The organism is Sphingomonas hylomeconis, assembly GCF_025370105.1.
GTDB classification, from domain to species: Bacteria; Pseudomonadota; Alphaproteobacteria; order Sphingomonadales; family Sphingomonadaceae; genus Sphingomonas; species Sphingomonas hylomeconis.
On sequence record NZ_JANQBK010000015.1, the window covers coordinates 106,136 to 123,245 of the forward strand.

Annotated in this window: 16 protein-coding genes and 1 tRNA gene; 6 read left to right on the forward strand and 11 right to left on the reverse strand. The window is 64.1% G+C overall.

Annotated features, from left to right (window positions below; translation table 11 throughout):
• Nucleotides 1-14 precede the first annotated feature (14 nt).
• Complete coding sequence (locus tag NV401_RS15565; RefSeq protein WP_261295363.1) at nt 15-740, reverse strand: polysaccharide biosynthesis/export family protein; 726 nt, start codon at nt 738-740, stop codon at nt 15-17.
• A 436-nt stretch (nt 741-1,176) separates the two neighbouring features.
• Here NV401_RS15565 and NV401_RS15570 point away from each other — a divergent pair, with 436 nt between their 5' ends.
• Entirely contained in the window at nt 1,177-1,452 is a 276-nt protein-coding gene (locus NV401_RS15570; RefSeq protein ID WP_261295364.1) for a hypothetical protein, read from the forward strand.
• Nucleotides 1,453-2,184: 732 nt separating this feature from the next.
• Here NV401_RS15570 and NV401_RS15575 read toward each other — a convergent pair.
• The 5 genes from NV401_RS15575 to rpsU form a co-directional block, all read right to left on the reverse strand.
• Nucleotides 2,185-2,931 (reverse strand): metallophosphoesterase family protein, encoded by a 747-nt coding sequence (locus tag NV401_RS15575; RefSeq protein ID WP_380816431.1) that lies wholly within the window; start codon nt 2,929-2,931, stop codon nt 2,185-2,187.
• Nucleotides 2,932-3,185: 254 nt separating this feature from the next.
• Nucleotides 3,186-4,244: a dTDP-glucose 4,6-dehydratase gene (gene rfbB / locus NV401_RS15580; RefSeq protein ID WP_261295366.1), complete on the reverse strand. Its 1,059-nt coding sequence runs from the start codon at nt 4,242-4,244 to the stop codon at nt 3,186-3,188.
• The gene (gene rfbA, locus NV401_RS15585) at nt 4,241-5,122 is read right to left on the reverse strand and encodes a glucose-1-phosphate thymidylyltransferase RfbA (RefSeq protein WP_261295367.1); all 882 of its coding nucleotides are present in this window, start codon (nt 5,120-5,122) and stop codon (nt 4,241-4,243) included. Before rfbA ends, rfbB begins: the two co-directional genes overlap by 4 nt.
• Before the next feature lie 150 nt (nt 5,123-5,272).
• The gene (locus NV401_RS15590) at nt 5,273-5,899 is read right to left on the reverse strand and encodes an FKBP-type peptidyl-prolyl cis-trans isomerase (RefSeq protein WP_261295368.1); all 627 of its coding nucleotides are present in this window, start codon (nt 5,897-5,899) and stop codon (nt 5,273-5,275) included.
• An 85-nt stretch (nt 5,900-5,984) separates the two neighbouring features.
• Nucleotides 5,985-6,191, reverse strand: coding sequence for a 30S ribosomal protein S21 (rpsU, locus tag NV401_RS15595; RefSeq protein ID WP_069203433.1), 207 nt, complete (start codon nt 6,189-6,191; stop codon nt 5,985-5,987).
• Nucleotides 6,192-6,386: 195 nt separating this feature from the next.
• Here rpsU and cysS point away from each other — a divergent pair, with 195 nt between their 5' ends.
• Nucleotides 6,387-7,823 (forward strand): cysteine--tRNA ligase, encoded by a 1,437-nt coding sequence (cysS, locus tag NV401_RS15600; RefSeq protein ID WP_261295369.1) that lies wholly within the window; start codon nt 6,387-6,389, stop codon nt 7,821-7,823.
• A 91-nt stretch (nt 7,824-7,914) separates the two neighbouring features.
• Here the strand turns inward: cysS and NV401_RS15605 are convergent, their stop codons facing one another.
• A complete protein-coding gene (locus tag NV401_RS15605) occupies nt 7,915-9,012 on the reverse strand; it encodes an acyltransferase family protein (protein ID WP_261295370.1) in 1,098 nt (365 codons plus the stop codon).
• Between the two features lie 157 nt (nt 9,013-9,169).
• Here NV401_RS15605 and NV401_RS15610 point away from each other — a divergent pair, with 157 nt between their 5' ends.
• Nucleotides 9,170-10,225 (forward strand): glycosyltransferase family 2 protein, encoded by a 1,056-nt coding sequence (locus NV401_RS15610; protein WP_261295371.1) that lies wholly within the window; start codon nt 9,170-9,172, stop codon nt 10,223-10,225.
• A 35-nt stretch (nt 10,226-10,260) separates the two neighbouring features.
• Here NV401_RS15610 and NV401_RS15615 read toward each other — a convergent pair whose 3' ends face one another.
• Genes NV401_RS15615 through NV401_RS15625 form a run of 3 tightly spaced genes read right to left on the reverse strand, consistent with a single transcriptional unit; the run spans nt 10,261 to nt 12,878 of the window.
• Nucleotides 10,261-11,268: a glycosyltransferase family protein gene (locus NV401_RS15615; RefSeq protein WP_261295372.1), complete on the reverse strand. Its 1,008-nt coding sequence runs from the start codon at nt 11,266-11,268 to the stop codon at nt 10,261-10,263.
• 51 nt (nt 11,269-11,319) lie between these two features.
• Nucleotides 11,320-12,207, reverse strand: coding sequence for an aminoglycoside phosphotransferase family protein (locus tag NV401_RS15620; protein ID WP_261295373.1), 888 nt, complete (start codon nt 12,205-12,207; stop codon nt 11,320-11,322).
• Nucleotides 12,204-12,878 carry an HAD family hydrolase gene (locus NV401_RS15625; RefSeq protein ID WP_261295374.1) on the reverse strand — a complete coding sequence of 225 codons (675 nt, stop codon included), beginning with the start codon at nt 12,876-12,878 and terminating at the stop codon, nt 12,204-12,206. The genes NV401_RS15620 and NV401_RS15625 overlap by 4 nt, the downstream gene beginning before the upstream one ends.
• Nucleotides 12,879-13,035: 157 nt before the next feature.
• Between NV401_RS15625 and NV401_RS15630 the strand changes: the two genes are divergently transcribed.
• On the forward strand, nt 13,036-13,971 hold the full coding sequence (locus tag NV401_RS15630) for a D-2-hydroxyacid dehydrogenase (protein ID WP_261295375.1): 936 nt from the start codon (nt 13,036-13,038) through the stop codon (nt 13,969-13,971).
• 400 nt (nt 13,972-14,371) lie between these two features.
• On the forward strand, nt 14,372-15,739 hold the full coding sequence (locus tag NV401_RS15635; protein ID WP_261295450.1) for a class II 3-deoxy-7-phosphoheptulonate synthase: 1,368 nt from the start codon (nt 14,372-14,374) through the stop codon (nt 15,737-15,739).
• An 85-nt stretch (nt 15,740-15,824) separates the two neighbouring features.
• Here NV401_RS15635 and NV401_RS15640 read toward each other — a convergent pair whose 3' ends face one another.
• Nucleotides 15,825-15,971: a lmo0937 family membrane protein gene (locus tag NV401_RS15640; RefSeq protein ID WP_261295376.1), complete on the reverse strand. Its 147-nt coding sequence runs from the start codon at nt 15,969-15,971 to the stop codon at nt 15,825-15,827.
• A 288-nt stretch (nt 15,972-16,259) separates the two neighbouring features.
• Between NV401_RS15640 and NV401_RS15645 the strand changes: the two genes are divergently transcribed.
• Nucleotides 16,260-16,334 (forward strand) — tRNA-Glu (locus tag NV401_RS15645).
• Nucleotides 16,335-17,110: the final 776 nt, after the last annotated feature.

Sequence of the window (17,110 nt, forward strand, 5' to 3'; positions counted from 1 at the left end):
CGGACGGTGCCGGCTCAGAAACGCGTAAAGACGGACAGCAACGGCAGCGACGAGATGACATCGCGGAATTGCTGACGTGTGGCCGAGCCATCAACGACGATGATATCGTCACCATAGACTGACGGATCAGGCTCGAGGCCGGTACGGATCGTCGTGAGGTCGAAAGCAGCCGCCTGGCGCTCCCCCTTGATCGTACGGAAGATCACCACGCGCTTCGGATTGGCATCGGGGTTAGGTCCGCGCGCCAGTGCCACCGCCTGCAGCAGCGTCATGTCGCCCTCGATCTCGTAAATGCCCGGTTGCAGCACCGAGCCATCGACCGTCACCTTCTCGCTCTTGGCTTCCTTGATCACCACCTGCACACTCGGTGCGCGCAGATAGCTGGAGGCGAGCTTCGCCGTGAGAATCGCCTGCAGCTCGGGCGAAGTTTTACCCTCGGCGTCGACAGCGCCGATCAGCGGCATCTGAATGCGGCCGGTGGCGTCAACAGTGCGATCGCCGGAAAACGAGTCAGCCTGGAATACCGTGATGGTCACCACGTCGCCAGGACGCAGCCGATGCGCCGCACTGGATTTTATCTCGCGCAGATCAGGTGCGACAAAGTCCGCCCTATTATATGGTACGGGGCCGCCGCGCTTGCCGGCACAGCCGGAAATCACGCCAGTCGAGAGCGCAATGAGCGCCAGCGCCGAGACGCATTGAGCCGACGACCTCGATCGATCGATAAAAGCGCGTAACACAGTTCAAAACTCCCGAGACGGCGATTTCGGCTACAATAGCAAATGGTCACCCATGGAGAAGACCGTCGCAGACCGCCGCGGACCTTAGGAGCGTACGATGCCGAACGCAAACCTCTATATCCGACGAATGGGTGCGAAATACCGTCGCGCCGAGCAATCACGCGGAACCCTGGCCGCCGCGCAGGGCAATGCTGCGGCGTGACACCGTCAGTAGCTCGCAGGCCATCGACGAGCCCTCCCGCCGGTGATCGCGATGCCGATCGATTTAGGCGGAACATATGCCGGCCTAGCTGGTTTGCGTCGTTGACAGCTTTCCGCCGTCAAAATATACCGCTGTCGATCACTGATTGAAATTTGACGCGACGCACAATGTCAGTTGAAATTTAAACGTGCCGATGCTAATTGATCTTCGAGATCAGAAAAAAGGGAGTTTCTTATGTTTCGCAAGATCGCCGTAGGTGCGACATTGGCTTCGCTGGCCTTTAGCTCTATCGCATCAGCTGCGGCAGCTCCCACGACCGCTGCCGCGTCGACGGCAAGCGTTGCCAAAGCTGGCAAGGTAAAGCGCGTTGGAACGTCTGTTGCAGATCGTAACAAGTCGAACCTCGAAGGCTCGGAAGGCATCATCGTTGCGGTTGCGGCCGCTGCGGCGATTGCTGCAGGCATCTACGTTGCCGTTGACGGCGACGACAACCCCTCGAGCCCTTCGTAATCTTCCAATGGTAACCGCGTTCGCGCGGGAGCCAAGGTAGGGTTTTCGAACACACCTAATCAAAAGCCAGTGTATCGTTTTGCGATATGCTGGCTTTTTGTATCTGGGCGACTGTAATGTCCGGAATACGTTCATACCGTGGCTGAGGGACGTTGGATGAGCAGCGACTCGGACAGATCTGGATCAGTGTCATCCACACCTTTCCGATCCCGGCTACTTTGGCCGGATTGAGAGCCATGCCCGGAGGCTATTCTCGGGCTATCCGCCCCAATATCCTTCGCTGACAGTCGCCCGGCATGATCGGTGGCAATATTGTTGGACGAATCGCTAGGCCAATCGACGGCTATCGGGCTCGGCACGGTGGCAACCGCCATGACGTTGGCCCACTTCCCGCATAGCTGCTTCTGCGCCAGCGCCACCCCCAGGTCAGTGCCAGTCGATGCCACGCGCGGGCAAACTGCCTGTGCAGCGAACGGCAATCCGGAACCGCACCGATAAGATAAGCACAGCGAATCGTCTCCCGCCCTCGGGTGCCCTCCGCCGCCGCACGCGCGGCTTTCCGCATGCCGGTGGGCAACAATGGTGCTCGGTTAGGTACCGATGGCTCTGCGCTGAAAAGCTATCGCCCGGCGTCGCTACGTGCCGCCCACTCTATTCCCGCAGACACGCCAGCGCGCAGGAGCGGACGAGCGCTTCGCGTGGCCGAGGCTAAAGCGACGGCTGTACCCGCGGTCAGGTAGACAGGATCCATTGCGCATCGCCTTCCAGCCCCAACGCGGTCAGCTTCCCGCTTTGATAGGCGCCGGTGTCGATACCGATTCGGTTACGCGCGAAGGTCGGCTCGTCGACGACCGTGTGGCCGTGCACCACCATCACGCCGTGATCGACCTGACTGTCGAGGAACTTATTCCTGATCCAGCGCAGATCGCGCGGCTGCTGTGCATCGAGCGGCACGCCGGGCAAAATTCCGGCATGGACGAACAGATAGTCGCCGATTCGGACGCTGTCGTCGAAACCAGCCATGAATTCCAGGTGCGCCGCCGGAATTGCCGTGCGCATCGCATGTTCCAGGGCGAATCCGCCGGCCGCGATCGCCGCCGCTGCGATGCCGTAGCTCTCCAGCGCCTCGGCGCCGCCGAACGACAGCCAGGCGTCGCGTTCCCCGTTGCGATTGTCGATCGAGGCCAGCATCATCTCTTCGTGATTGCCGGCAACGAAGTGCAACGTCGCCGTCCCGAACCGCGCCTCGATGAGCAAATCAAGAACGCGGGCGGTATCGGGCCCGCGATCCACGAGGTCGCCCAGGAAGACGATGTGCGTGGTAGCCGGGCCGCGCGCTGCGTCGTCCGCAGAGATTTGGTCGATCAACGCGACCAGCAAATCCGCCATGCCATGCACGTCACCAATGGCATAGACGCGGCGACCCTGGGGAATGCGGGGCGGCACGACCACGACGGGTTTTGGCTTCAGCCAGCGCAACATGGACTAACCTGCAAGTTCATCGGGCCGCACTGCCTGTTTTTGCCGGCTTCTTCAACACGGTTGCTCCCTTCCCCGCTCCGCCGGGCTCCTGTCAGGCGGGCGCCGGGCCGGCAGCGGGGTTCAGCAAGGCCGTCCCGGTCGGTTCTCGCGGCCACATGTCGGTGCGGTATCAGCGTGCCTACCGTGGAAGCGCTGCCGGGCCTGTTCCCTGCCATCCAGCCCTTAATAGGATAGAGCGTGTGCACTGCATTTCAGGCTACCCCGCGCCGCTCCGTCAGGCCGATGCTCGGCTGGTGCGCCAGATACCATTCGATCGTCGCAGCCAGGCCGTCGGCAAATTTGGTATCCGCCCGCCATCCCAGCTCGCGCTCGATGCGCGACGGATCGATCGCATAGCGGCGATCATGGCCCGGCCGATCGGTGACGAAGCGGATCAGATCGCGGCGCCGCAAGCCGGGTTTCGGCCGGACGTCATCGAGCAGATCGCAGATCATCGTCACGACCGCGAGATTGCTGTGTTCCGCGCGCCCCCCCACGACATAGCATTCGCCGATCGCGCCGCGCCGCACCACCAGATCCAGCGCGCGTGCGTGATCCTCCACGTACAGCCAGTCGCGCACGTTCGCGCCCGTGCCATAGACCGGCACCGTCTCGCCCGCCGCGGCGCGCGTAATGGTCAGCGGGATCAGCTTCTCGGCATGCTGGTGAGGGCCATAATTGTTGCTGCAGTTGGACAGCACCACCGGCAGGCCGAACGTATGATGCCAGGCCCGCACCAGATGATCCGATGCCGCCTTGGAGGCCGAATAGGGCGATGACGGATTGTAGGGCGTGGCCTCGTCGAACCGGCTGTCGTCGAACGGCAGATCGCCGAACACCTCGTCGGTCGAGACGTGGTGGAAGCGGAACGTTGTCTTTGCCCGGCCGGTCAGCGTGCGCCAATGGTCCAGCGCCGCCTCCAGCAGGTGGAACGTGCCGGTGATGTTGGTTTCGACGAACACGGCCGGGCCGTCGATCGATCGGTCGACATGGCTTTCGGCGGCAAGATGCATGATCGCATCGACCCGCTCCTCGGCCAGGATGCGCGACACCAAGGCGCGATCGGCGATATCGCCTGCCACGAAGCGATAGCGCGGCGATTCCTGTACCGCCGCCAGAGCCTCGGGCGATGCGGCATAGGTCAGTTTGTCGAGATTGATCACGCGCGTATCGCCTGCGCCGATCAGATGGCGGCACACCGCCGAGCCGATAAAGCCCGCCCCGCCGGTCACCAGCACCGTCCGGACCGAGGGAGCGGCGCCGATGGTCACGCTCGTGCCGCCGCCGCGCAGACCCGCAGGTAGCGCGCATAATCGGTATGGCCGAGCAGATCGGCGCGCGCGTTCACCGCCGCCGCATCGAGATAGCCAAGATCCAGCGCAATCTCCTCCGGGCAGGCGATCTTGATGCCCTGCCGCCGCTCGATCGTCCGCACGAAGGACGAGGCATCATGCAACGAATCGTGCGTCCCCGTGTCAAGCCAGGCATAGCCGCGCCCGAGCCGCCCGATGTCCAGCGCATCTTCCGCCAAATAGGCGCGCAGCAGATCGACGATCTCCAGCTCACCGCGTGCCGAAGGAGTCAGCCCGCGCGCGATCCCGCTGGCCCGGGCGTCGCAGAAATACAGTCCGGTCAGCGCCCAGGTCGAGGCCGGCACGTCCGGCTTCTCGTCGATCGCAACGGGCCGGCCGGCGCCATCGAACGACACCACGCCGTAGCGCTCTGGATCGTCGACCTGATAGGCAAACACCATCGCCCTGCCCGCTTCGGCAATCTCGGCCGCCGCGCGGCATTTCGCCACCAGCCCGTCGCCATGGAAGATATTGTCGCCCAGGATCAGCGCGCACGGCTCGCCGGCGAGGAATTCCTCGCCAATGATGAATGCCTCGGGCAGCCCGCGCGGCGCATCCTGCTCGGCATAGGAGATGGCGATGCCGAACATCGCCCCGTCGCCGAGCAGCTCGCGAAACAGCGGCAGATCACGCGGCGTGGAAATGATCAGGATCTCGCGGATCCCGGCGAGCATCAGTACCGACAGCGGATAATAGATCATCGGCTTGTCGAACACGGGCAGCAACTGCTTCGAAATCGCCAGTGTCGCCGGATACAGGCGGGTGCCGCTGCCGCCGGCGAGAATGATGCCCTTCATACGCGTGTCGATCCATCAGGTCCCGGATCGGCAGGGCATAAGCGATATTGGTTAAGCGCTTGCTATGGCTTGCGCCGGGCAGTCGCTACCCGGCGGCCACCGCCGGCCAGCCCGGAGACATAGGCCGAGCGGTCGGATCGAAGCGCCGGCTTACTGGCCCGGCATCGGCTGCGGCATGCCGCCCGGAGCGCCCTGCCCCGGTGCCGCGCCCTGCTGCTGCATCATCTGCTGCTGCATCTGCAGGCGGCGGACGGTTTCCTCGGGCAGGAACTCGATCATCTCGACGTTGAAGATCAGCACGTTCTTGGCGAGCTCGGCGGCGGTGCCGTCGAGCGGCGGGGCGCCGGCCGGGCGCGGTGCGCCATAGCCGAGCTCGGGCTTGATCCAGAAGCGGTACTTGGCGCCCTTGGGCATCAGCTTGAGCGCTTCGGAGAAGCCCGGGACCACGCCGGAAACGGCCATCGGCGTCGGCTGCTTGGAGGCATCGAAGATCGTGCCGTCGGGCAGCTTGCCCTCGTAATTGACCAGCGCGATATCGGTATCGGTCGGCTTGGGCCCCGGCGTGCCCGGCTCGAGCACGAGATATTGCAGGCCGGACGGCGTCTCGACCACGCCTTTGGCGCGCTTGTTCGTGGCCAGCAGGTCGGTCACCGGATTGCCCGGCGCTGCTGCGGCGAGCGCGAACGCGCCAAGCACGGCGACGAGCACGCCGATCCAGATCAGCACCAGCACGCCGCGCTTGGTCGGCTGCAAGGGAACGGCGGTGATGCTGGACATGGGGCTGCCTTCGGCTCGACGGCGCGCCGCCGGTTGGTATCAAATCATAGGTATAACGGGGCGGCAGTCCGCCGCCCCGGAGGTCTTACCGGGCGCCGTCGCGCTCCAGGCGCTTGCGCTCGAGCTTGCGCGCACGGCGGATCGCCGCGGCGCGCTCACGCGCACGCTTTTCGCTCGGCTTTTCGTAATGCCGGCGCAACTTCATCTCGCGATACACACCTTCGCGCTGCAGCTTCTTCTTGAGGGCGCGCAGCGCCTGGTCGACATTGTTGTCGCGAACGATGATTTGCATGTTGTGTAGACGCTCCGGATGTTGTGGCCGCAGTGATGGCCGAATCAATACATTAACGCCGTCGCGAACCTAAGGTCCGCGCCGCGAAGGCGAGCGCCGTAGCAGTGGGCCGGCCGGCTTTCAAGCCAAAAGCCGGTTTGGCCGCCCGGGCTCCTCCCCTTTGCCGGACTGCTCCGGCTTCGCTAAGGGAGCCCCATGACCCCGCTTACCTTATATAACAGTCTCTCGCGCAGCCTCGAGACGTTCACGCCGATCGATCCCGCCAACGTGCGCGTCTATTCGTGCGGCCCGACCGTCTACAATTACGCGCACATCGGCAATCTGCGCGCGTACATCTTTACGGATACGCTGAGCCGCGTCCTGACATGGAAACGCTATCCGCTGACCCATATCATCAACATCACCGATGTCGGCCACCTGACCTCCGATGCCGATGCCGGCGACGACAAGATGGAGGCCGCCGCCAGGGCCAGCGCGCAGAGCATCTGGGACATCGCCGCGCATTACACCGCGGCGTTCAAGCAGAACCTGGAAGACCTGCATATCCGCGCGCCCAGCGCCTTCCCGCTCGCCACCGATCACATTGCCGAAATGATCGCCTTTGGCGAAAAGATCGCCGACCATTGCTACCAGCTCGACAGCGGGCTCTATTTCGACACCAGCACGGTGCCCGATTACGGCCACCTTGCCGGCATCCGCGAGGATGAGCGCGAGGGCCGCATCGACCCCGTCGCCGGCAAGCGTCATCCGCAGGATTTCGCGATCTGGCGCAAAAGCGAGCCCGGCGAGAACCGCCAGATGGAATGGGATTCCCCCTGGGGCCGCGGCGCGCCGGGCTGGCATCTCGAATGCTCGGTGATGAGCCAGAAATATCTCGGCGCCAGCTTCGACATCCATACCGGCGGAATCGATCACCGCGAGATCCACCACCCCAACGAAATCGCGCAGAATCAGGCACATTGCGACTGCGCGGATACCGGCGCGCGCTTCTGGATGCACAACAACTTCCTGGTCGAACGGTCTGGAAAGATGAGCAAATCCGGCGGCGGCTTCACCACGCTGCAGACGCTCGTCGATCTCGGCGTACACCCGCTCGCCTACCGCCTCATGTGCCTGCAGGCGCATTACCGCAGCGAGCTGGAATTTAGCCTGGAAAACCTCGCTGCCGCGTTCACGCGATTGAAGCGGCTGGTGATCGTCGTTCAGGCGCTGCAGGCCAAGGTAGCAAACACCGCTGATGGCGAGATCGAGGAACCGTGGAACAGCCCGTGGCTCGACCAGCTCGACGCCGCGGTATCGGACGATCTCAACACGCCCCGCGCGCTGCCGCTGCTCGATGAAATGCTGGCCGACAAGAAGCTGAAACCGGGCGAGCGCCTCGCCCTGCTGGCGCGGTTCGATGAGCTGCTGGGCCTCGATCTCGCCACCCTGCCCCGCGCCGAGCTGCGCTTGCGCCCGGCCAGCGCCACGCTGAGCGACGCGGAGATCGACGCGCAGCTTGCCGCGCGCCGCGACGCGCGCGCCGCCAAGGACTTCGCCCGCTCGGACGCGATCCGCGACGCGCTGGCCGCGGCGGGCGTGGAAGTGATGGACGGGGATCCCCTGGTCTGGGATTGGAAGCTGGCGCTCTAGCCGAGCACAGTCGCCCAACCGCCGTCATTCGGCATGCGATCGGCGATCCCACGCTGGTTGTGACCGCAGGCGGCGCGTACCGGCGCTTGCGTCAGATCACGACGGTACTCTCGGGCGCCCGCAGCCGCGTGTGCGCCCAGCGCGTGATCAGGTTGCGGCACGGCGCTTCGACCAGAAGATAGGTCAGGATCGAAACCAGCACGCACAGGACCAGCCCGATCGCGAACGCCGCCAACGCGACCGGCAGTTGCGTCAGCGGCACGTGCAGCTTGCCCAGCACGGCGTAATACACCGTCTGCACGAGGCCGTGCGTCATATACAGGCTGTAGGAAGCCTCGCCCAGGAACACGAGCCGTCCGGAACCGAAAGCGCCCTCCTTGCCCGCCACCGTCTGCTCGGCGCCGATCAGGACGATCAACGCGAAGACCGGCACGTCGAGCATCGGATAGGGAGCCAGCACCAGCGCAACGACCATCAGCGGCAGCAGCAGCCACAACGGCGGCACGAACACGCGCGCGGACCACCCCTTCCACAGCACGATGCCGAGCACGAACAGCGGCATGATGCGGAAGACGCCCATCTCGATCAGCCGGAGCACGGAATGCCCGAACACCGCCTTCGAGAACAATTCGAACACCGCAAACAGCACGATCGATATCGCCACCCAGGTCCTTGCGCCGAACCTCGGTGACAGCACGGCCCGAGCGATAAACGGAAACAGCAGATAAGCGGCGAACTCGGCGCTGATCGACCACGCCGGCAGGTTGAACGCGGGCCTGACGAAGGGGAACCAGGTCGAGATCAGCAGCAGATTGGGCACGAACTGGCGCAGGTCGTATTTGGCGGCATTGTTGATCTGCACGCCCAGCAGGTGTGCGCCGATGAAGAACGCCAGCGATCCGAACAGCGCCAGGACATGCACGGGATACAGCCGGGCGAGGCGCTTAACGAGAAAGCTGCGCAACACGAACCTACCTGACGCGAGCTGTCCGCCATAGACGTGCGCCAGGATGAAGCCGCTGAGGATGAAGAAGAAATCCACGGCACGCTGGCCATGCAGGATCGGGTTCATTGCCAGGTAGTCGAGCGGCAACTGGTCGCCGAAGTGGAACAGCACCACCCACAAGGCGGCGAAAAAGCGGAACGACGTCAGCGATTTCAGATCAGCAATTCTGCCATCGCCTGCCATGTTACGCTCCGTACACACCCAACATTGGGTGGTCCCGCATTCACAGCGTGGACGCGGCTGTCAAGCACTGGCGCCCGCCAGGTCACACGGGCATGGCGATATACGCGCCGCCATGCGATAGCCGCTGCGCATCACTACGCCGCGCCCCGGGGGAACCATGACGTCGTTCAGTATCTGCATCCCAAACTACAATTACGAAAAATATGTCGAGCAGACGGTGCGAAGCGCACTGGATCATCCCGAGACCGGCCAGGTCATTTTCAACGACAACGCCAGCACCGATCGCTCGGTCGAGATCGTTCGCGCGATCGCCGATCCACGGCTGGAAGTGCGCGTCAATCGCTGGAACGTGGGCTTTGCCGGCAATCTCGATCTCGCCTGCCAGGGTGCGACCGGTGATCGCATCGTCCTGCTGTCGTCGGATGATCTGCTCAATCCCGGGGCGCTCGGCGCCTATGCGCGGCTGGCGGACGCGCTCGGCGACAAGGCGGATCGCGCCGTGTTCGACGCCACCGCAGACGTCATCGACGGGGACGGGGTGCGCACCGGCAGCGTCGAGATGAACCGCAAGCTCTGGCACGGCGCGCGGCTCGATGCCGATCTCAGCCGGGCGGTCGGCGGCGATGTGTGGCGGATCGACGCCGCAACACTGCTGCGCAATTCCGTGCTGCTGCTGCGCTCGCCGTTCCAGTTCGCCTCGACCTGCTATTCGCGCGGTCTGTTCGATAGCGTCGAGGGATTCCATGCGGTTCGGCTGAGCGGACCGGACAAGTTCCTCAACTGGAAGCTGCTCGCCGTCGCCGACGAAGCATTCCACGTCGATCTGCCGCTGGTCAGCTACCGCTGGCACAATCAGAACCAGTTTTCGGTGCAGACCAGTCAGCGTTCGCTGCGGCACATGACCGACCAATATGTCAGTACCTTCGACACTCCGCCTGAGATCCTCGCCCGCGCCAAGGTGGACAATGCCACGCTGGCCGCCGCTTTCATCGAACAGGATGTCGCCCTTCGCGGATTGAAGCTGCTCGCCGAAGGCCGGCGCGACGAGGCGCAGCGCGGCGTGTGGCTAGGCTATGCCGCCTATCCGCATCTGGCACGGCGCAACCGCAAGGTGCGGCTGCTCCAGGGGCTGCTGGCAATGGGGCCGGTCGGAGGCTTCGCCGCCCGGAAGGCGCTCGATCGCGCGATGCGGCGGTGGCAACAGCCCGGCTGAGCCATTATCCCCGTCGCGGCGACGGGGATAACCGTTCAGAAATTGCCCTCGATCTTCTCGAACAGATTGGGATCGGCGGGATCCACCTCGAACGAGCGCGACGTCTCGAACGGCAGCGAGCTGTCGGGTGACGTCACAAGGTTCCACTGGGCTACGCCGCATCCCATCAGCAACGGGCCCGGCGGCAGGCCCAGTCCGGCGATCGCATCGCGCGTCATCGATTCCAGTTCGGGCGGCCGGATCGACAGGTAGATCATCGCGTGCCCCGCCTCGCCCAAATGCCGCACCGTCTTGGCGGCGTGGTCGTGCGGCTTCACCTGGTCGAAGCCCGGCGCAAAATGCTGCGAACCGCGCTCGAACAGGAACCCGTCGATGCTGACGAAATACAGCTTCTGGCTGTTCAGCTTCTGGCGCCATTCGTGCACTGTGCCCCAGTCGCGATAGCCTTTGACGCGCCGGATCTTGAACGGCGTTTCACCCTGGATCATGAACGATATGATCTCGGAGATATACAGTTCCTTCGGCTGCACTGTCGGGATCGCCGAGATTTCCTCGAACGTCGCCATGAATGCCTTTGGATCGGTAAAGAAGTACCCGCCGACGCTGAACAGGTCGGAGATCACTTTCTTCTCGCGGATCGACAGGACCACATCGTCATGGTCGACCTGCGTGTAGCTCTTGTTGCGCGGGTTGATATAGTCGAAGTCGTTGAGCGACGCGACCGAGACGTAATTGTACGGCGCATCGACCGGCGACAGCGTGAAGCAATTGTCCGAATCCTTGACCAGGAAGGATTCGTTGAGGCCGGTCATGCGGATCGTTTCCGCCACCGTTTCGGACTGGCTCTGCGTTTGCTGCGGCAGGATCACGGTCTCGATGCGGCGGCCAAAGGCGCGTTCGATGCCGGCGCGCGCATCGAACCGGTCCTCATGCTCCTTCAAGATGGTGATGATCACGTCAGCGACGTCGACTTCGAGCGCCTCCACGGCGCGCACCACCATCGGCACGCCGTCATGATCGGGCAGCATCCATTTGGGCGCCATGTTGGGATATCGGCTGGATCTCCCCCCGCACGGGACGATGACTTTCATGGGTTATCTCTCCACTGACCGTTCATGCTGGTCCAGAAAGGTCGCCAGCCGGTGTTCGACGAATGCGGTGTCCGCAGCCGATTTGGCATATGGCAGGATCCGCGCGAAGACGAGCGCCAGCATCAGATAATGGTGCGACGCATAGCCCGGATCCATCGCCCGCGCCGCGGCGAACAATTGCTGGCGCAGATCCCAGCTCAACGCGATCGGCAGGCGCTTGCCGCGGTGCTGAAACCAGCGGCCTTCGAGATCCTGGAAAAGCTTGGCCAGATCGTTCCAGTAATGATCGAACGGCGAATCGATCGTATCGATCAGCGTGATCGAGCCATCCCCCGCGACAATGATGTTCTCCAGCGTCAGGTCACCATGAGCCACGGTGGCAGGCAACGCCGTCGGTGCAGAGCGAAAGTGAAGTTCCAGGCGATCCAGTGTGGCGTGATCGGCTGTGCCCAGCCGGGTCTTGATCTCGTCGATCTTGTGCTTCGCCGCCGCCGCCACATCCACGGTGGCGTCCGACACGCCGAGCGATGCCAGCCGCTCGACCACGCCGTGCACCTTGGTGATGAACGCGCGCTGCTGCGCGCGACTGGCATCGAACAGGAACGTCACGCCATCACGCCCCGGCGCGAAGCTCATATCGAACCAGTAGCAATCGTCCGCCACGCCATCGCGATCGATCGCCGGCACCCGGGCAACGCCGTCGAGCCAGCGCTCGAGATCGCCCTGCCGCGTCGCCTGACGGCGTAACCGCTCGCTATTGCCAGGCTGCTCGGCCACCTTGCGGACGAACTGGCGGCCGGCATCGTCGCGGATCAGCGCGATCAGCGCCCCTGAGAACCCTGATAGCGGCAGGATGCTGCGGCAATCGGCAAAGGCGGGATGGTCGATCAACGCGCGCCCTGCCCGGCCAGCAGCAATCGCCCGGCCACCACATCGATCACATCGACCCCTGCGGCGATTGCCGATGCGATACCGTCCGGGTGATCCTCGAACGCCAGGCAGGCCGAGGGCGCGAGCCCCATCGCATGGCACGCGGTCGCATACGGCTCAGGATCCGGCTTGCCGTGGGTCACGTCGTCGCCGCTGATCAACGCCGTGATCCGCTCCCTGAGGCTGATCGAACGCAGAATGTTCTCGGCGCCGTCGCGATTGCCCGACGTAACGATGGCGATCGCGATATCCGCCGGGGCCTGGCGGATAAGACCTGCCGTCGCGAGTTCCGTCGGCCTCGACGATGCCAAGATGTCCTGCAGAAAATGCTTCTTGCGCGCATGCAGCTGCGCAAAGTCCGGAAGCGCGGCCGGATCCAATCCTGCCGCCTGTGCAAACAGCGGGACGGTCACGCGCGCCGGCGGACCAACATGCGCGTCGAAATCAGCCCGGCTCAGCGTACCGCCCAGTTCGGCAAACAGCATCGCATAGGCGCGATGATGCAGCGCCATGCTGTCCACGACCGTGCCGTCCAGGTCGCACAGCCAGCCGGCTCGCGGTCCGGCCGCGCGCACCGCATCGCCAAGGGAACCCGCAAGCCGCGCCGATTCTTCGATAGCTGAAATGATCAAGTTCCCCGCCCGCCTGCCCGCTTAGGCCCTGCGCACGCCTATTGTCGCAGAAGTTGCGCGAAGGAAACCCGGAAATGGCGGCGGGTGTCCTCGACAGGAACAGTGCCTGCGTCGCGCGCGCCCTTCCACCGCTACGCCGATTTTGGTAAAAAAGCGGATGAAGCTTCTCCTCCCCGCCCTCGCCCGCCCGCTGCTCGAACCGCACCTTCCGCCCGGGCTCGACATCGCCTGGTTCGCCAACCACGACGAGGCCAATGCGATGGTCGCGGATGCGGACATCGCCTGGGTCGATCAGATGCGGCCGGAATGGACCGCGGAGACGATTGGCAGGGGCGTGAAGCTCAAATGGCTGAGCACGATCTATGCCGGGATCGATTCCTTTCCGCTCGCCGAGCTCAGGCAGCGCGGCACGATCCTGACCAACGGCACCGGGATCAACGCGATCGCCGTGGCGGAGTATACCGTCCTCGGCATCCTCGCTGCCGCCAAGCGCTATGACGAGGTGGTGCGCATTGCTGACAGGAAGGAATGGCCCAGCGACGCGCCCGGCAAGGTCGAGCTTTACGAGACGCGCGCGCTGATCGTCGGCATGGGCACGATCGGCCGGATGATCGCCGATCGCCTTTCCGCGTTCGGCGTGTCGGTAACCGGCGTCACGCGCTCCGGGCGGGACGGCACGCTCACCCCCGATCAGTGGCAGGCGCAACTCGGCGCGTTCGACTGGGTGATCCTTGCCGCCCCCTCGACCGACGCGACCAAGGCGATGATCGGCACGGACGAACTGGCAGCGATGCAGCGCAGCGCCTGGCTGATCAACATCGCGCGCGGCGACATGGTCGATCAGGACGCGCTGATCGCGGCCCTCACCGCGCGGCGCATCGCCGGCGCGTTCCTCGATACGGTCGACCCCGAGCCACTGCCGGCGGATCATCCGCTCTGGGGCGCACCGAACGTGCTCCACTCGATGCACCTTTCAGGGCGGAGCCAGACCAAGATGTTCCAGCGCGCCGCGGCACTTTTCGTGACGAACCTCGACGCCTATCTGGCCGGCGCGCCGATGCAGAACGTGGTCGATCTTGAGGCTGGGTATTAACGCACTACCGCTCAGACGGTCATCCTGAACTTGATTCAGGATCCATCGCGCCTCGGTGACGATCTGCATCGAGGCACAATGGATCCTGACTTTCGTCAGGATGACGGCATTGGCAGCAACGCCAATTACCCCATCAGGGAAAATCGCGCTTGCCGCACTTACCCCATCCGGGTAAAGCGGCCCCATGACCACCCTTGCCGGCACCAAGATCAAGAGCTTCCGCGAAGCCCGCAGCCTGTCCCGCGCCGCGTTCGGCGCCTGGTACGACGCGCCGGGCAGCACGGTGCAGGGCTGGGAAGAAGACGGCAAGCGCGCCAGCCAGCCGGTGGTCAATCAGATCGCCGCCAACGGCATCGCCAGCCACGCCGACTGGTACATCACGATACGCACGGAGAATGACATGACGACCTGGGCCCCCGACAGCTGGACGAAGGCCGAAGCGCGTCAGCTGCCGAACTATCCCGACGCCGCCGCGCTCGACGCCGCGACCGACACGCTCGGCAAATTCCCCCCGCTCGTCTTCGCCGGCGAGGCGCGCAATCTCACTGCCGATCTGGCCAAGGTCTCGCGCGGCGAGGCGTTCCTGCTGCAGGGCGGCGATTGCGCCGAGAGCTTCGCCGAGCATAGTGCGAACAATATCCGCGATACGTTCCGCGTGCTGCTGCAGATGGCGGTCGTCCTTACCTTCGCCTCCAAGCTGCCGGTGGTGAAGCTCGGGCGCATGGCGGGCCAGTTCGCCAAGCCGCGCTCGACCGACATGGAGATGATCGATAGCGTCGAGCTGCCGAGCTATCGCGGCGATATCGTCAACGATATCGATTTCACCGCGGAGTCGCGCATTCCCGATCCGCAGCGCATGATCCGCGCCTACAGCCAGTCGGCCGCCACGCTCAACCTGCTGCGCGCGTTCGCCTCGGGCGGTTATGCCAATCTGCATCAGGTGCATCGCTGGACGCACGATTTCCTGGGCTCGAGCCCCTGGGCACAGAAATATACCGAAACCGCCGATCGCATCGGCGAAGCGCTGGACTTCATGGAAGCGTGCGGGATCAATCCCGAGACGGTGCCGCAGCTCAGCCAGACGCAATTCTACACCAGCCACGAAGCCTTGCTGCTACGCTACGAACAGGCGCTCACGCGCCAAGATTCGCTCACCGGCGACTGGTACGACACCTCGGCGCACATGCTGTGGATCGGCGACCGCACGCGGTTCGAGGGCTCTGCGCATGTCGAATATCTGCGCGGCATCGGCAATCCGATCGGCATGAAATGCGGCCCCTCGCTGGAGCCCGATGCGCTGCTGCGGCTGCTCGACACGCTCAATCCCGGCCGCATCCCGGGCCGCATGACGCTGATCACGCGGTACGGCCATGACAAGATCGAGGCCGGCCTGCCCAAGCTCGTCCGCGCGGTGCTGCGCGAGGGCCATCCGGTGGTGTGGAGCTGCGATCCGATGCACGGCAATACGGTGAAAGCGGCGACCGGCTACAAGACCCGGCCGTTCGACCGCATCCTCGCCGAAGTGCGCGGCTTCTTCGCCGTTCACCGCGCCGAGGGCAGCATCGCCGGCGGTATCCATGCCGAAATGACCGGACAGAACGTGACCGAATGCACCGGCGGCGCGGTCGACGTGACCGAGCAGAGCCTGGCCGATCGCTACCACACGCATTGCGATCCGCGGCTCAACGCCGGCCAGTCGCTGGAACTGGCCTTTCTGCTCGCTGAGATGCTCAACGAGGAAATGACCGAGCGGCGCAAAGCCGCCTAGTCGAGACTGTAGGGGAGAAGACCGGTACCGGTCGACTGTGCAGTTCGCGTTTGCCGGGGTGGCCTGCGCCGCCCCGGCATCGCCGTTAGACCGCCTTGCGGCCGGTGATGAGATTGAACAGCACGACCACCACGGCAATTACGAGCAGCACGTGGATCAGCCCGCCGGCGATATGAAAGCCAAGCCCCAGTGCCCAGAGCACGAGCAAGATGACGACGATAGTCCAGATCATCGATATTCCTTCCGATCGCCGATCATTCGGCACCATGCGTTCGATTGCCGAAACGCCCTCGTAACGAAACGTACCGGTGGCAGGCGGGTTCCGCTACGTCCGCGCGGCACCGGCAACGATGCCGGGACGGTTGCACTGCCGACGCGCTGCACTAGCTCGCGCGCACGTTACTGGCTCCACGATCTATCGCTGGCAGCACCGGGTCACAGGGACGCCTCGCCTCGCCACGGTCAATCGATCTCCATCTTGACGGCCGCGCCGCTCCGGCCTAGATCCCGCCTTCCGCGCGGCCCCTTCGTCTAGCGGTTAGGACGACGCCCTCTCACGGCGTAAGCACGAGTTCGATTCTCGTAGGGGTCACCACCGGTTCCGTTAGATAGTTCGCGCCGCATCAGCCGCGGTTCCCCACGCGGGGCTTTTTGGTTCCCACGAGCCCGACGATCTTGCCGCCAACGACCTGAGCCGCGGCGCCCTTCGCGAACACCGATCTCGCTGATGCGCGGACCTGGTGTGACGCGGCCTGCAAGATGCTCGCGCGCGGCGTAGCCGGGCCGACGGCACCATACCCCTGACGAAAAGCGCCCCCCGCCCCGCCCCTGCCACACGCACACCGAAGCCAAGTGCTCACCGCTCGGAAATGGAGCGAACGTCACCTTGGACGCAAAGCGGCCACCTGTGGCGAATAGATTGCCATTCCCCGCATCTCATTGCTAAAGCGGCTATAGTGCGACAGGTTGGATGGAGATGAAGCGTGTCATCCGGGCGACCACAAACACGTCTCTGCGCCGATCAATCCGATTTACTCCTCCGTTATAGTGGTGACCGACCGGCCTATTCGGGACTTTCAAAGCAGGAACACCCGGCAGCACCTTCATCATTGGATGCTGACATATCTTGCCGTTCCCTTTTTGCGTCGCACAAAAGCGCGGTGCTGGTCGTCGGCGAATGAACGGGGCTCAGGAGGGGCCATCGCGGACCGAGACCGTTCGCGCAGCCAGAAGTCTAACCATTGCTATAGTAACCACTCCATATGCTTATCTTCCCGAGGCACATGCCTATGCTTCATATCTCCGGCGATGTGGCCACGACGCCCAGGCAGTGCCTACCGCGGGTGATGCAAGCCCAGCCGACATAGCCAT

What these genes read in the sequence shown, in the direction of transcription:
- NV401_RS15570 (WP_261295364.1), top strand. Translation starts at nt 1,177, where the DNA reads ATGTTTCGCAAGATCGCCGTAGGTGCGACATTGGCTTCGCTGGCCTTT.
- rfbA (WP_261295367.1), bottom strand. Translation starts at nt 5,122, where the DNA reads ATGAAGGGCATCATTCTCGCCGGCGGCAGCGGCACCCGCCTGTATCCG.
- NV401_RS15590 (WP_261295368.1), bottom strand. Translation starts at nt 5,899, where the DNA reads ATGTCCAGCATCACCGCCGTTCCCTTGCAGCCGACCAAGCGCGGCGTG.
- rpsU (WP_069203433.1), bottom strand. Translation starts at nt 6,191, where the DNA reads ATGCAAATCATCGTTCGCGACAACAATGTCGACCAGGCGCTGCGCGCC.
- cysS (WP_261295369.1), top strand. Translation starts at nt 6,387, where the DNA reads ATGACCCCGCTTACCTTATATAACAGTCTCTCGCGCAGCCTCGAGACG.
- NV401_RS15605 (WP_261295370.1), bottom strand. Translation starts at nt 9,012, where the DNA reads ATGGCAGGCGATGGCAGAATTGCTGATCTGAAATCGCTGACGTCGTTC.
- NV401_RS15610 (WP_261295371.1), top strand. Translation starts at nt 9,170, where the DNA reads ATGACGTCGTTCAGTATCTGCATCCCAAACTACAATTACGAAAAATAT.
- NV401_RS15615 (WP_261295372.1), bottom strand. Translation starts at nt 11,268, where the DNA reads ATGGCGCCCAAATGGATGCTGCCCGATCATGACGGCGTGCCGATGGTG.
- NV401_RS15630 (WP_261295375.1), top strand. Translation starts at nt 13,036, where the DNA reads ATGAAGCTTCTCCTCCCCGCCCTCGCCCGCCCGCTGCTCGAACCGCAC.
- NV401_RS15635 (WP_261295450.1), top strand. Translation starts at nt 14,372, where the DNA reads ATGACGACCTGGGCCCCCGACAGCTGGACGAAGGCCGAAGCGCGTCAG.
- NV401_RS15640 (WP_261295376.1), bottom strand. Translation starts at nt 15,971, where the DNA reads ATGATCTGGACTATCGTCGTCATCTTGCTCGTGCTCTGGGCACTGGGG.